Below are 13,912 nucleotides of genomic sequence, written 5' to 3' on the forward strand. Positions count from 1 at the left end.
ACGGAAATGCTCAGCATCCTCGGACGGGCCTCGGTCTCCAAGGTCACCTTGCCGATCGGCCGTGCGCTCATCCGCACCGGGCTGACCCCGGACGCGATGACTCTCGTCGGCACCGTCATCACGGTCGGGGCCTCGATCGCCCTCTTCTCGCAGGGTTACCTCTTCGCGGGCGCCCTCGTCACGTGGGCGTTCGTGATGTTCGACATGCTCGACGGCGCGATGGCCCGCGCCCGCGGCGGAGGCACCAGATTCGGCTCGGTGCTCGACGCCACCTGCGACCGGATCGCCGACGGCGCGATATTCGGAGCGCTCGCCTGGTGGGCGGCCTTCACCGCGCCGCACCGTCCGCTGTTGATCGCGACGCTGATCTGCCTGGTGACCTCGCAGGTCATCTCCTACGCCAAGGCGCGTGCCGAGGCCGCCGGGCTGTACGGCGACGGCGGCCTCATCGAGCGGCCCGACCGGCTCATCATCGTCCTGGTCGGCGCCGGCTTCACCGATTTCCCCGGCCTGCACTGGTGGTGGGCGATCCACGTCGCGATGTGGGCGCTCGCGGTGCTGTCGGTGATCACCGTGGGTCAGCGGATGTGGTCCATCTACTGCTCGCCGGGCGCCCGCGATCTGATCCCCATCGCCGTTCCGGACGAGGCCGGCACGGATGACGGCCCGGACGAGTCCGGCCGCACCGGCGACGGGGAGGCGTGATCGTGCTCGACAAGCTCGCCGAGTACGCTTCCGACTTCGGTTATCGCGCCGGGTGGGCGGCCGTCCGCTGGGCGCCGGAGTCGGTGGCCCGCAGTGTCTTCGACGCCGTCGGGACCGTCGCCGGCCGGCGCGGCGGGGGGCCGGAGCAGTTGCGCAAAAATCTTGCGCGGGTGGTCGGCACGACGCCGGAGCAGGTGCCCGACGCACTCGTCGAACAGGCGATGCGCTCGTATGCGCGGTACTGGCGAGAGGCCTTCCGGCTGCCGACCACCGATCCCGCCGACATCGTGGCCAGTGTGCGGATGTCCGACCACGACCGCCGCGTGGTCGACGAGGTCTGCACGTCCGGTAAGGGCGTGGTGATGGCGCTGCCGCACTCGGGCAACTGGGACATCTGCGGGGTGTGGCTGGTCGCGCACTACGGACAGTTCGCCACCGTCGCCGAACGGCTCAAGCCGGAGTCGCTGTTCGACCAGTTCGTCGCCTACCGGGAGTCGCTCGGCTTCGAGGTCTTCCCGCTCACCGGCGGCGAGCAGCCGCCCTTCCGGCTCCTCGCCGATCGGCTGCGCGCGGGCGGCATCGTCTGCCTGATGAGCGACCGCGACCTGTCGCACAGCGGGGTGCCCGTCGAACTCTTCGGGGAGCGGACGCGGATGCCCGCGGGGCCGGCGAAACTCGCCATCGAGACCGGCGCGACCCTTCTCGCCGTGCACCACAGCTACCCGGACGCCGACACGTCCCTGATCCGCTGCGGCACCGTCATCGACACCTCCGGTGGCGTGGCCGCCGCCACCCAGGCCCTGGCCGACGCATTCGCCGAAGGCATCGCGAGTGCGCCCGCCGACTGGCACATGCTGCAGCCGCTGTGGGAGAGCGACTGGTCGCAGGCGCGCCGCGACCGGCTCGGGGTGGACGGGGAGTAGCGCGGTGAAGATCGGCATGATCTGCCCCTACTCGTTCGACGTGCCCGGCGGCGTTCAGGCGCACGTGATCGAACTGGCGGAGGTCTTCATCGGGCGCGGGCACGACGTGCGGGTCCTCGCGCCGGCCGGGCCGGACGTCCAGGTGCCGGACTACTTCGACTCCGCCGGCCCGGCGCTCGGGATCCCCTACAACGGGTCGGTCTCGCGTGTGACCTTCTCGCCGAAGGCCTACCACCGACTGCGGCGGTGGATCGAGGTGAACGAGTTCGACGTCCTGCACGTCCACGAACCCAACGCGCCCAGCCTGTCGATGCTGTCGCTGATGGTCGCGACCGGACCGATCGTCACCACCTTCCACACGGCGACCACGAAGTCGCTGTGGCTCACGGCGTTCGACTCGATGCTTCGCCAGTACCGCGAGCGGATCTCGGGCAAGATCGCCGTGTCCGAACTCGCGCGCCGCTGGCAGATGGAGTCGCTGGGCAACGACGCGGTGGAGATCCCCAACGGCATCGACGTCGCGTCGTTCGCCGAGGCGACACCGCTCGAGGGCTTCCCGGCGCCGGGCCGGACCGTGATGTTCCTCGGCCGCTACGACGAGCCACGCAAGGGCATCGACATCCTCATGCGCGCCCTGCCGCACATCGTCGAACGCTTTCCGGACGTGACCGTGCTGGTGGTCGGGGGCGGAGACGAGAAGGCGCTGCGACGGCGCGCCCGGGACCTGTCCGGACATCTGCAGTTCCTCGGCATGGTCGACGACGAGACGAAGGCGCGGGCCCTGGCGAGCGCCGACGTATACGTGGCGCCCAACCTCGGCGGCGAGAGCTTCGGCATCGTCCTGGTGGAGGCGATGGCGGCCGGGACGGCGGTGGTGGCCAGCGATCTGGTCGCATTCCAACGAGTGCTCGACGGCGGTGACGCCGGCCGGGTGGTGGAGACCGGCTCGCCGATCGCGCTCGCCGAGGCGGTCGTCGGCCTGCTCAGCGACGAGCAGGCACGGCAGGAACTCATCGCCCGCGGGCGGGCGCGGGCGCAGCGGTACGACTGGAGCCATGTGGCCGACGAGATCCAACGGGTGTACGACACCGTCACGCTGGGCGCCGGTCCCGTCGTGGTGTCGGACTAGGGCCGTGCCGGAAGCCGATCGGAGACGACTGTGACGAATGTGACGATCGTGTGGATCGTCGTCGGCGCGATCGCGGGAGCGGCGCTGCTCTGGCTCGCGATCCTGGCGGCCACGCGCGCGACCCGGCTCGACCGGCTCAACGTGCGCGTCGACCTCGCCTACGAGGCGCTCGTCGCGGCGCTGGAGCGCCGCGCCGTCGTCGCACGGGCCATCGCGTCCACGGCCCCGGACGGCGAGGGCGCCCGTGACCTCGCCGCCGCCGCGACCGACGCCGAAGCCGCACCGCGTCAGGAGCGGGAAGCCGCCGAGAACCGGCTGTCGGTGGCACTGGCCGGGGTGGCCGACACCGACCGGCCACCGGTTCTGGTCGCCGAACTCGCGGATGCCCAGACGCGGGTGACGATGGCGCGGCGCTTCTACAACGACGCGGTCCGCGATGCGCGAGCCCTGGGCGGTCGGCGAATGGTGCGCTGGCTCCGGCTGGGCGGACATTCCCGGCTCCCGGAGTACTTCGAGATCACCGAACGCGTCAGCGGTTCCCGCTGACTCCCTTCCCGCCGGACCCGGCGTTGGTCGGCACCGAGCCGATCGGGTTTACTTGGAGGGACATCCGACACCACTGAACAGGGAGATCAATCAGTGTCCACTGAGGCTCAGAACGCACCGGCGACCGGCACGGCTCGCGTCAAGCGCGGTATGGCCGAAATGCTCAAGGGCGGCGTCATCATGGACGTGGTCACCCCCGAGCAGGCCAAGATCGCCGAGGATGCGGGTGCCGTCGCGGTCATGGCTCTCGAGCGCGTTCCCGCCGACATCCGCGCTCAGGGCGGCGTGTCGCGGATGAGCGACCCGGACATGATCGACGGGATCATCGAGGCCGTGTCGATTCCGGTGATGGCCAAGGCCCGCATCGGTCACTTCGTCGAGGCGCAGATCCTGCAGAGCCTCGGCGTCGACTACATCGACGAGTCCGAGGTGCTGACCCCGGCCGACTACGAGAACCACATCGACAAGTTCGCCTTCACCGTGCCCTTCGTCTGCGGTGCCACCAACCTCGGCGAGGCGCTGCGCCGCATCAACGAGGGCGCCGCGATGATCCGGTCGAAGGGCGAGGCCGGGACCGGCGACGTCTCGAACGCCACCACCCACATGCGCCGGATCCGCCAGGAGATCCGCCGCCTCACCTCGCTGCCCGAGGACGAGCTGTACGTGGCGGCCAAGGAACTGCAGGCCCCGTACGAGCTGGTGGTCGAGGTCGCCAAGGCCGGCAAGCTTCCCGTCACGCTGTTCACTGCGGGCGGCATCGCCACCCCGGCGGACGCGGCGATGATGATGCAATTGGGCGCCGAGGGCGTCTTCGTCGGCTCGGGCATCTTCAAGTCGGGCAATCCGGAGCAGCGTGCCGCCGCGATCGTCAAGGCCACCACCTTCTACGACGACCCGGATCAGCTGGCGAAGGTCTCGCGAGGCCTCGGCGAGGCGATGGTCGGCATCAACGTCGACGACATCCCGCAGCCGCACCGGCTCGCCGAGCGCGGCTGGTGATCCGCCGATAAGGCGCAGCATCGAACGAGGTTCCGCGGCGAGTATCGCCGGGAACCTCGTTCGCGTCTCGAGAGCGAGCCGAAGGTCTCGCTCCGGGGTATCGCGGCGTTGACGCTGTGGTAGAAGTACACTCGCGTGGGCGACGTAACCTGCTGCAGCTGTCGCCGGCGCCACGATCGCAGGACTACAGATCGCAGGGGAGACGATGGACGAACCGAGGATTCTGCGCGACGACGCGCTCACCGGCCGGGACGAGGTCGGAGACGTGGTCGTCGACTGGGCGGTCGTCTGCCATGTCGGTCGGGTTCGCGAAGCCAACGAAGACGCCGCGCTGGCCGTTCCCGGACGGTACATCGTCGCCGACGGCATGGGCGGCCATGACAGCGGCGAGCTGGCGAGCGAGGCGGCGCTGCTGACTCTGGCACAGGCACCGGTGGGGGAGAGTTCCGCCGACACGCGGCGGGACATCGCCGAGTTGCTGGAGAAGGCGCAGGAGCGGATCGGTGAGTTCGGCACTGAGACCGGCCGGCGCGCGGGCACCACAGCCACCGGCGTCGTTCTGGCGATCGAGGACGGTGTTCCGAACTGGGTCGCGTTCAACATCGGTGATTCGCGCACCTATCTGTACTCGGCGGGCGAGCTGCGCCAGGTGAGCGTCGATCACTCCCAAGTGCAGGAACTCGTCGCCGCCGGATATCTGACGTCCGAACAGGCCCGTGTCGACCCGCGCCGGAATGTCATCACTCGTGCGCTCGGTGCGGGCATGACCGTTCCCGTCGCCGATTACTTCGCCTTCGCCGCAGCCGACGGCGACGTGGTGCTGCTGTGCTCGGACGGGCTCGACGGCGAGTTGAGCGACGACGAGATCGCCGTGATCCTGGAGGCCTCGCCCGACAACGAGGTCGCCGCCGCGGCTCTGGTCGAGGCCGCCCTGGAGTCGGGGGCGCACGACAATGTCACGGTGGTGGTCCTGTCGGCGACACTGCCGTCCGCCGCCGCCGAACCGGACCCGAACGCGACTGCGAGCCAGTGACGGTGCGACCGGAAGCGAGCACCACCTTCGTCGAGTACTGCGGCGAGCGGATGCCCGTGCTTCCCGGAGCACCGTTCTACATCGGCCGTGAGGCCACGCTGACCGTCGACGACAACCCCTATCTGCACCGCCGGTTCCTCGTGCTGCACGACGAGAACGGCATGTGGTGGCTGACGAATCTCGGGACGCATCTGTCCGCGACGGTGACCGCCGCCGACCTCGGCTTCACCGCGACGCTCGGTCCGGGCGCGCGGATGCCGCTCGTGTTCGGTCGCACCAGCATCGTCTTCACCGCCGGCCCGACCACCTACGAGGTACAGGTGCAGGCGGGCTCGCCCGACGTCTCCGCACCCACCGTGGAGACCCTGGTGGGCGGTGACACCACGCGCGGGGTGCCGAATTTCACCGAGAGCCAGCGGCTGGCGATCCTGGTGCTGGCCGAGGCGATCCTGAAGCGCGACGGTACCGGTGCCAGCGCCATCCCGAGTTCGGCGCAGGCCGCGGCACGCTTGGGTTGGCCGCTGACGAAGTTCAACCGCAAGCTCGACAATGTGTGCGACAAGCTCGACATGATCGGTGTGAGCGGCATGCGGGCGGGCGGGGGCAAGCTGGCGACCAACCGCAGGTTGCGGCTCGTCGAGTACGCTCTCTCGACCCGGGTCATCAGTCGTGAGGATCTCCCGCTCCTCGACGCGGAGTACGCGCGCAATCAGGCCTCTGAACAGCAGTGATGGCATGGGGAGTTCTCCCCATCGACGGATCTGGCCGAGCCCCATAGCGTTCTCTTCAACAGCCGCGGAACAGTGAGTTCCAGCGCCGAGAAAGGGAATTCGAGATGACCGTCACCGCAATCGCCGCCGCTCCTGCCGCCGCCCCCGCCGCCCGCGAGGCCGCACGCACCCGCCACTCACGCGGACCGGGTTCGGCGAGCAGCGGCGCCGCGTCGGCCGTCGACCGTCGTCGCCGGGAGGCGCTCGCCCGGCTCAGCGCCCGGGTGATGCCGTTGCCCGGCCGCCCGCTGTACGCCGCGCCCGCTCCCGCCACTGCGGGCCGGCAGGCCGACGCGGCGGTTCCGGCGGCGCGGCTGCCGCAGCCGACGCTCACCGATCGGGAGGTGGAGGTGCTGCGCACCTGGCTGATGCTCGATTCGAAGCCTGCGGTCGCCGAGGCGCTGTACATCTCGCTCGGCACGGTCAACACCCATCTGACCCGCATCCGGGCCAAGTACGCCGAACTCGGCCGTCCGGCCTCCACCAAGGCCGCGCTCGTCGCCCGTGCGATTCAGGACGACATCGTCGACATCGACGAGCTCTGAGGCCCGGCCAGTCGCCGGTGAACCTGCCGGTCCTACCGGTGCCGCAGCATCGGCACGTCGAGACCGACCGGCGGCACGCCGAAGGCGTCGACGAGCGTCTGAGCGTGCGGCCGCAGGTCGGCGCAGAGTTCGTTGACGCCGCGACGGACGGCCTTGGCGCGTTCCACGCTGACGTGCCGGTGCATGAGGAACCACGACAGGTCCTCTTCCAGGACCGAGTAGACGAACAGGTCGCGGACCCGCTTGAGCAACCGGCGGGTCTCGCGGTCCTGGACTCGTCCGATCACCTCGACGAAGGTCTCGAGAACGATCCGCTCGATGTGCGCCTGCCCGACCTTGATCAGGTGATCCTGGGTGTCGGTGAAGACCGCTACCGGATCGGCGTCGTCCTCGCGGGCGCGTCCCAGCCGTCCCGCGACCGTCCGGGTGAGGTGATCCTCCCGGTTGCGGAGCAGCCTGAGCTGAGTTCCGGGGTGTGTGAGGGCGCTGTTCTCGGGGTCTCCGTCGGAGCCGTCGAGCAGGGTCTGCACCACCTGCCGCGCCGCGGTCTTCTCCAGCGCGACGCTGCCTGCCATGTTGGCGACGAACCTCACCCATCCCACGGGGTCGAGGTCGCGGATGTCGTCCGCGTACGAGGTGAGCTGCTGCTTGGCGACGAGTTGCGTGAGTACCAGGTTGTCGCCCTCGAAGGTGGTGAAGACGTCGATGTCGCCGCGGAGCAGGGGCAGCAGATTCTCCGACAGGTACCCGGCGCCACCGCAGGCTTCGCGCGCCTCGGAGATCGCGCGCTGGGCCAGCGCCGTGTGACCGGCTTTGATGGCGGCGGCCTTGGTCTCCAGGCGGCGCATGTCGGCCGGGTCGACGGTGTCCGGGTCCGCGGTCTGCAAGTCGTGGAGTTCGGCGGTGACCTCGTTCTGTGCGAGTGCGAAGGCGTATGCGCGCGCCACCAGGGGGAGAAGCCGTCGCTGGTGTGTGCGGTAGTCCATCAGCAGCAGTTCGCCGTCGCCGCCGGGCGCCTGAAACTGTCGGCGGACCAGGGCGTAGTTCACCGCGAGGGCCAGGCCGAAGCGTCCCGCGGCACCGGCCGAGGCGCCTACGGTGACGCGGCCGCGGACCAGGGTGCCGAGCATGGTGAAGAACCGGCGGTTGTCGGACTCGATGGGGCTGGAGTACGTGCCGTCGGCGGCCACGTCGCCGTACCGGTTGAGCAGGTTGGCGCGCGGGACACGGACGTGGTCGAAGGCGATCCGGCCGTTGTCGACCCCGGGGAGACCGCCCTTGTAGCCGCAGTCGGAGGTGGTGACGCCGGGGAGGTCGGCGCCGTCGGCGTCCCGGATCGGCACGACGAAGCAGTGGACGCCGCGGCCGACCGGTTCCTCGCCCGGCCCGCCGGTGACGAGCTGTGCGAAGACCGCGGCGTAGCGGGCGTGGGCGGCGGCCCCGCCGATGTAGTCCTTGCGCGAGTTCGGCGTCGGCGAATGGATTTCGAACTCTTCGGTGTCGGGTCGATAGGTGGCGGTGGTCTCCAGGTGCTGGACGTCGGATCCGTGGCCGGTCTCCGTCATCGCGAAACAGCCGAGTACGTCGAGGTCGATGAGGCCGCGGACGTATTCGTCGTGGTGGCGTGCGGTGCCGAGGTTCTCGATGGCTCCGCCGAACAGGCCCCATTGGACGCCGGCCTTGACCATCAGCGAGAGGTCGCCGTAGCCGAGGGTCTCGATGGCGGTGACGGCTGCGCCCACGTCACCGGTGCCGCCGTGCTCGGCCCGGAAGCCGGCAGCGGGGAAACCGAGGGCGACCATCTCCTTCATCTGGCCGAGCACGCGGGCGCGATAGTCGTCGAGGGACAGTCCGGACTGGGGGAGCAGTGCGTGAGTCTGGATGTGGTCGCGCACGGTGTCGCGGGTGGCGGCCCACCGCCCGTCGAGGACGGTGCGCAACCGGGCGGCCAGATCCGCTCCGGTGTCGTCGGTGCCGGCGTCTGCAGAACTCGTCTCGGGGCTCATGCCCTGACCCTACCGAGGGGTTGCCGACGCCGGGAGCGGAGCGGAGTGCGTGGAGCGGCGTGCGCGGGTCTCGGCAGCTGGTGCGATAATCGCCGGGTGGCGAGCATTGAAGAGATTCTGGCCGTGGAGCGGATCGACAACGACATCTATCGCGGCGGTTCCTTCCCGAGCCAGCTGCGCAGGACGTTCGGCGGTCAGGTGGCCGGGCAGGCCCTGGTGGCCGCGACCCGGACAGTGGACCGGGAGTTCGCCGTCCACTCGCTGCACGGCTATTTCCTCCGGCCGGGAAGGCCGGACGAGCCCGCGGTGTTCATGGTCGACCGCATCCGCGACGGGCGTTCGTTCGTGACCCGGCGGGTGACCGGCGTGCAGGACGGCGAGGCGATCTTCTCGATGTCGGCGTCGTTCCATGTGACCCACGACGAGGGCATCGAGCACCAGGATCGGATGCCCGAGGTGCCGGACCCGGAGTCGCTGCCGGGCCGCGAGTCGGCGGACGACAGTCAGAGGGCGCTGCTGGAGGAGTGGGCGAACTTCGACATCCGGATCGTCGGTCAGGCGGAGACCTCCAGGTATCCGGGGCTGGCCGCACAACAGCGGGTCTGGTTCAAGTACCGGCTCCCGTTGCCGGACGACCATCTGCTGCACGTGTGCACTCTGGCGTACATGAGTGACATGACGCTGCTGGGGTCGTCGATGACGGTGCACCCGGGGGCGAAGGCGCAGACGGCCTCGCTCGATCACGCGATGTGGTTCCTCCGGCCGTTCCGGGCCGACGACTGGCTGCTGTACGACCAGACCTCGCCGTCGGCGGGCGGCGGGCGGGCCCTGACCCAGGGCCGGATCTTCGACCGCTCCGGCCGGATGGTGGCCGCGGTGACCCAGGAGGGACTGACCAGGTCGGTCGCTACCGACTCGGCCGCGTCGATCATGAGGCAGGACCGGTGAGCGTGCGGATCGGTGTGCTCGCTCTGCAGGGCGATGTCCGCGAGCACGTGGCGGCGCTGGCCGCGTGCGGTGCCGAGGCGGTGCCGGTGCGCCGGGAATCGGAGCTCGACGCGGTGGACGGCCTGGTGATCCCCGGCGGCGAATCGACGGCGATGAGCCGGCTGCTCGGTGTGTTCGAGCTCTACGACCCGCTGGTGAAGCGGTTGCGTGACGGGCTGCCCGCGTACGGCTCGTGCGCGGGGATGATCATGCTGGCGTCGAAGATCCTCGACACCCGGCCGGACGCCCGGCATCTCGACGCACTGGATGTGACGGTGCGGCGCAATGCGTTCGGGCGTCAGGTGGAATCGTTCGAGACCGATCTGAGCTTCGCCGGCATCACCGACCGACCGGGGGCGCGTCCGGTGCGCGCCGTGTTCATCCGGGCGCCGTGGGTGGAGGAGACCGGGCCGGGAGTGCAGGTCCTGGCGACGGTGGACCGCGGGCCCGCGGCGGGGCGTGTCGTCGCCGTACGGCAGGGAAACGTGCTGGCCACGTCGTTTCATCCGGAGGTCACCGGCGACGTGCGCGTGCACGAGTTCTTCGTCGATATGGTTGCCACAGCGTAGAATCTGCCCGTGCCCTGACAGGCATCGCTGACTTTTCACGAAGGGAACACCACAATGAGCGGCCACTCCAAATGGGCCACCACCAAGCACAAGAAGGCTGTCATCGACGCCAAGCGCGGCAAGATGTTCGCCAAGCTGATCAAGAACATCGAGGTGGCGGCTCGTACGGGTGGTAGTGATCCGGCAGGCAATCCGACGCTGTACGACGCGATTCAGAAGGCGAAGAAGTCGTCGGTCCCGAACGACAACATCGAGCGCGCACGCAAGCGCGGCGGCGGTGAAGAGGGCGGCGGCGCCGACTGGCAGAACATCACCTACGAGGGCTACGGCCCCAACGGCGTCGCCATCCTGATCGAGTGCCTGACCGACAACCGCAACCGTGCCGCGACCGAGGTCCGGGTGGCGATGACCCGCAACGGCGGCAACATGGCCGACCCGGGCTCGGTGTCGTACCTGTTCACCCGCAAGGGCGTGGTGACGTTGGAGAAGGGCGATCAGACCGAGGACGACGTGCTGATGGCCGTGCTGGACGCGGGTGCCGAGGAGGTCACCGATCTGGGTGATTCCTTCGAGATCGTCAGCGAACCCGGTGATCTGGTCGCCGTGCGCACGGCGCTCCAGGAGGCGGGAATCGACTACGACTCGGCCGAGCCGGACTTCCGCGCGTCGGTCGAGGTGGCCGTCGACGCCGAGGGCGCGCGCAAGGTGATGAAACTGATCGATGCGCTGGAGGACTCCGACGACGTTCAGAACGTCTACAGCAATGTCGACATCAGCGACGAGGTGCTCGCCGAGCTCGAGAACGACTGATAGAGTCTCGAACAAGTGTTCTTACCGCTGCGCTGCAGCGGAGGATGCCGTCGTCGTGCCGATCGGGTGCGACGACGGCCTTGATCGGGAAGTGAGGCGCGAGTGCGAGTCATGGGCGTCGACCCCGGCCTCACCCGATGCGGAATCGCGTTGGTGGAGGCGGGAACCGGCCGCAGAGTCACCGCGCTCGACGTCGACGTGGTCCGCACCCCGGCCGACATGGAACTGGCCGAACGGCTGCTTGCGATCCACGTGGGCGCCGTCCACTGGATCGACACGCACGGACCCGACGTCGTGGCGATCGAGCGGGTCTTCGCGCAACGCCAGGTGAGCACGGCGATGGGTACGGCACAGGCGGCGGGCGTGATCGCGCTGGCCGCCGCGCAACGCGGGATCCCGGTGCGGTTCCACACGCCGAGCGAGGTGAAGGCCGCTGTCACCGGCTCCGGCCGGGCGGACAAGGCGCAGGTGACGGCGATGGTCACGCGGATTCTCGGAATGCAGACGCCGCCGAAGCCGGCCGACGCGGCCGACGCGCTCGCGCTGGCCATCTGTCACTGCTGGCGCGGTCCGGTCAACGATCGCATGGAAGAGGCCGCCAAGCGGGCGCGCGAGGCGCAGAACCGTCATCGCGCCCGGCTTAAGGCGGCACAGGAGGAGGCCCGCGCTGTGCTGGGCGGAGAGGCGGCGTCGTGATCGCGTCCGTGTCCGGCGAGGTCATCGACATCGCGCTCGATCACGCTGTGATCGAATGCGCCGGAGTCGGCTATCGCGTCTTGGCGACTCCGCCGACTCTCGGGTCGCTCAAGCGGGGGACCACGGTGCGGCTCCTCACCGCCATGATGGTGCGCGAGGACTCGATGACGCTGTACGGCTTCACCGATCCCGAGGCGCGCGACCTGTTCGGGTTGCTGCAGACGGTGACCGGCGTCGGTCCGCGTCTGGCGATGGCGACGCTGGCGGTCCTCGAGCCGGACACCCTGCGGCGTGCGCTGGCCGATTCGGATGCGAAGGCGCTCACGGCGGTTCCGGGGATCGGCAAGCGGGTGGCCGAACGGCTGGTGGTGGAGTTGCGCGACAAGGTGACCGCTGGACCGGCGTCGTCGCAGGCGGGAGTCTCGGTGCCTGCCGGAGCCGGCGCCCAGGTCACCGAGGCTCTCGTCGGCCTCGGCTTCACCGAGGGCGCCGCGCAGAAGGCCGTCGCCGCGGTACTCGCCGACAACGCCGACGCCGACTCGTCGGCTCTCCTTCGCGCCGCGCTCACCGCCCTCGGGCCGCGTCGATGAATCCGGAGGAAGACTTCCTGGCGGCCGGTCCCATCGCGGGCGACGGTGACCTCGACGCGAGTCTGCGGCCGTCGAGCCTGACCGACTTCATCGGGCAGCCGCGCGTCCGCGAACAGCTCGAACTGGTGCTGCACGCGGCGCGGGCGCGGGGCCGCACGCCCGATCACATCCTGCTGTCGGGGCCTCCCGGGCTGGGCAAGACGTCGCTGGCGATGATCATCGCCGGCGAGATGGGGGCGGCGATCCGCATCACCTCGGGCCCCGCGCTGGAGCGGGCGGGCGATCTGGCGGCGATGCTGTCGAATCTCGTCGAGGGCGATGTGCTGTTCATCGACGAGATCCATCGCATCGCCCGGCCCGCCGAGGAGATGCTGTACCTGGCGATGGAGGACTTCCGCGTCGACGTCGTCGTGGGCAAGGGCCCGGGCGCCACGTCCATCCCGCTGGAGGTGGCGCCGTTCACCCTGGTGGGCGCCACCACGCGATCCGGCGCACTGACCGGCCCGCTGCGCGACCGGTTCGGATTCACCGCGCACATGGAGTTCTACGAGACCGGCGAGCTGGTCCGGGTGCTGCAGCGGTCGGCGGCGATCCTCGGGATCGCCATCGAACCGGAGGCTGCGGCCGAGGTCGCCGGACGCTCGCGCGGAACACCCCGGATCGCGAATCGGCTCCTGCGGAGAGTGCGGGACTACGCGGAGGTCCGCGGCGACGGCCGCGTCGACCTGTCGGCCGCGCGCGCGGCGCTGGCGGTGTACGACGTGGACGAACTGGGACTGGATCGGCTCGATCGCGCGGTACTCGGCGCTCTCGTGCGCGGCTTCGGCGGGGGGCCGGTGGGCGTCTCGACGCTCGCCGTGGCCGTCGGCGAGGAACCGGCCACGGTGGAAGAGGTGTGCGAGCCGTTCCTGGTGCGCGCCGGAATGATCGCGCGGACTCCGCGGGGCCGTGTCGCCACCGCGGCGGCCTGGCATCACCTGGGTCTTCAGCCGCCGGCGGGTGCGATGGACCGAGTACTCGGGGTCCGCGTGCGCGAGGACGGCACCGGAACCCTCTTCGACTGACGCACGTCACGCCGTCGGACGGGCGGTCGCGCGACGCGATCGGTCGGAGCATGAATCAGAATCGCGACGCGAGCGCCACCTGTGAGTCTCGCGCCCGGCGGGCCTGGCACACTGGTCCCCATGGAATCGTTGATCCTCCCGTTGATGCTGGTCTTGATGGCCGGCTTCATGTTCTTCAGCATCCGCAACCAGAAGAAGCGTGCGGCCGCTATGAACGAGATGCAGAACTCCCTCGAGGCCGGTGCGCGCGTGCAGCTGCATTCGGGTCTCTTCGCCACCGTGGTCGACACCGGCGACGGTGACAGCGACGTCGTGAAGCTCGAACTCGCTCCCGGTGTGGTGACCGAGTGGAACCGGCTGGCCATCCGCGAGGTCGTGACGCCGGAAAGCGAGGCCACCGATGAGGCCCCCGAGGCGGAGACCACAGCGCTTGAGACCACCGCGATCGAGACATCAGAGATCGTTCCGGACGCGCCGGCGGCCGACGAATCGCGCGACGAGAAGAACGAAGCGAAGCCCGAAGAGAAGTAGACGACCCAC

The 13,912-nt window shown here is 69.7% G+C and carries 16 protein-coding genes; 15 read left to right on the forward strand and 1 reads right to left on the reverse strand.

Annotated elements, in window-relative coordinates; genetic code table 11:
* Positions 1-6: 6 nt before the first annotated feature.
* The 8 genes from pgsA to ACK8HH_RS08610 all read left to right on the forward strand — a co-directional run bounded on the left by pgsA (position 7) and on the right by ACK8HH_RS08610 (position 6,650).
* On the forward strand, positions 7-705 hold the full coding sequence (pgsA, locus tag ACK8HH_RS08575; RefSeq protein WP_006896380.1) for a phosphatidylinositol phosphate synthase: 699 nt from the start codon (positions 7-9) through the stop codon (positions 703-705).
* Positions 702-1,628 carry a phosphatidylinositol mannoside acyltransferase gene (locus ACK8HH_RS08580; protein ID WP_006896381.1) on the forward strand — a complete coding sequence of 309 codons (927 nt, stop codon included), beginning with the start codon at positions 702-704 and terminating at the stop codon, positions 1,626-1,628. The genes pgsA and ACK8HH_RS08580 overlap by 4 nt, the downstream gene beginning before the upstream one ends.
* A gap of 4 nt (positions 1,629-1,632) precedes the next feature.
* Positions 1,633-2,757, forward strand: a complete 1,125-nt coding sequence (locus tag ACK8HH_RS08585; RefSeq protein ID WP_006896382.1) for a glycosyltransferase family 4 protein — start codon at positions 1,633-1,635, stop codon at positions 2,755-2,757.
* A 30-nt stretch (positions 2,758-2,787) separates the two neighbouring features.
* Positions 2,788-3,303, forward strand: a complete 516-nt coding sequence (locus ACK8HH_RS08590; protein ID WP_006896383.1) for a hypothetical protein — start codon at positions 2,788-2,790, stop codon at positions 3,301-3,303.
* A gap of 93 nt (positions 3,304-3,396) precedes the next feature.
* On the forward strand, positions 3,397-4,302 hold the full coding sequence (gene pdxS / locus ACK8HH_RS08595; protein WP_006896384.1) for a pyridoxal 5'-phosphate synthase lyase subunit PdxS: 906 nt from the start codon (positions 3,397-3,399) through the stop codon (positions 4,300-4,302).
* A gap of 205 nt (positions 4,303-4,507) precedes the next feature.
* Positions 4,508-5,335 carry a PP2C family protein-serine/threonine phosphatase gene (locus tag ACK8HH_RS08600; protein ID WP_006896385.1) on the forward strand — a complete coding sequence of 276 codons (828 nt, stop codon included), beginning with the start codon at positions 4,508-4,510 and terminating at the stop codon, positions 5,333-5,335.
* On the forward strand, positions 5,332-6,066 hold the full coding sequence (locus ACK8HH_RS08605; protein WP_006896386.1) for a hypothetical protein: 735 nt from the start codon (positions 5,332-5,334) through the stop codon (positions 6,064-6,066). The genes ACK8HH_RS08600 and ACK8HH_RS08605 overlap by 4 nt, the downstream gene beginning before the upstream one ends.
* 104 nt (positions 6,067-6,170) lie before the next feature.
* The gene (locus tag ACK8HH_RS08610; protein WP_101841577.1) at positions 6,171-6,650 is read left to right on the forward strand and encodes a LuxR C-terminal-related transcriptional regulator; all 480 of its coding nucleotides are present in this window, start codon (positions 6,171-6,173) and stop codon (positions 6,648-6,650) included.
* A gap of 32 nt (positions 6,651-6,682) precedes the next feature.
* Here the strand turns inward: ACK8HH_RS08610 and ACK8HH_RS08615 are convergent, their stop codons facing one another.
* Complete coding sequence (locus ACK8HH_RS08615; RefSeq protein ID WP_412475692.1) at positions 6,683-8,656, reverse strand: acyl-CoA dehydrogenase; 1,974 nt, start codon at positions 8,654-8,656, stop codon at positions 6,683-6,685.
* Between the two features lie 96 nt (positions 8,657-8,752).
* Between ACK8HH_RS08615 and tesB the strand changes: the two genes are divergently transcribed.
* From tesB to yajC, 7 genes are all read left to right on the forward strand, one after another.
* Positions 8,753-9,604 carry an acyl-CoA thioesterase II gene (tesB, locus tag ACK8HH_RS08620; protein WP_006898334.1) on the forward strand — a complete coding sequence of 284 codons (852 nt, stop codon included), beginning with the start codon at positions 8,753-8,755 and terminating at the stop codon, positions 9,602-9,604.
* Positions 9,601-10,212 (forward strand): pyridoxal 5'-phosphate synthase glutaminase subunit PdxT, encoded by a 612-nt coding sequence (gene pdxT / locus ACK8HH_RS08625; protein WP_045539201.1) that lies wholly within the window; start codon positions 9,601-9,603, stop codon positions 10,210-10,212. Before tesB ends, pdxT begins: the two co-directional genes overlap by 4 nt.
* A 54-nt stretch (positions 10,213-10,266) precedes the next feature.
* Positions 10,267-11,022 carry a YebC/PmpR family DNA-binding transcriptional regulator gene (locus ACK8HH_RS08630; RefSeq protein ID WP_006898332.1) on the forward strand — a complete coding sequence of 252 codons (756 nt, stop codon included), beginning with the start codon at positions 10,267-10,269 and terminating at the stop codon, positions 11,020-11,022.
* A 102-nt stretch (positions 11,023-11,124) separates the two neighbouring features.
* Positions 11,125-11,718, forward strand: coding sequence for a crossover junction endodeoxyribonuclease RuvC (gene ruvC, locus ACK8HH_RS08635; RefSeq protein WP_006898331.1), 594 nt, complete (start codon positions 11,125-11,127; stop codon positions 11,716-11,718).
* Positions 11,715-12,308: a Holliday junction branch migration protein RuvA gene (gene ruvA, locus ACK8HH_RS08640; protein ID WP_006898330.1), complete on the forward strand. Its 594-nt coding sequence runs from the start codon at positions 11,715-11,717 to the stop codon at positions 12,306-12,308. Before ruvC ends, ruvA begins: the two co-directional genes overlap by 4 nt.
* Positions 12,305-13,372: a Holliday junction branch migration DNA helicase RuvB gene (gene ruvB, locus ACK8HH_RS08645; RefSeq protein WP_006898329.1), complete on the forward strand. Its 1,068-nt coding sequence runs from the start codon at positions 12,305-12,307 to the stop codon at positions 13,370-13,372. Before ruvA ends, ruvB begins: the two co-directional genes overlap by 4 nt.
* Positions 13,373-13,492: 120 nt before the next feature.
* Complete coding sequence (gene yajC, locus ACK8HH_RS08650; protein WP_062367999.1) at positions 13,493-13,903, forward strand: preprotein translocase subunit YajC; 411 nt, start codon at positions 13,493-13,495, stop codon at positions 13,901-13,903.
* Positions 13,904-13,912 lie beyond the last annotated feature (9 nt).

Origin of the sequence: Gordonia sp. LUNF6 (assembly GCF_047041125.1) — a bacterium.
In the GTDB taxonomy this organism is placed as follows: domain Bacteria; phylum Actinomycetota; class Actinomycetes; order Mycobacteriales; family Mycobacteriaceae; genus Gordonia; species Gordonia sihwensis.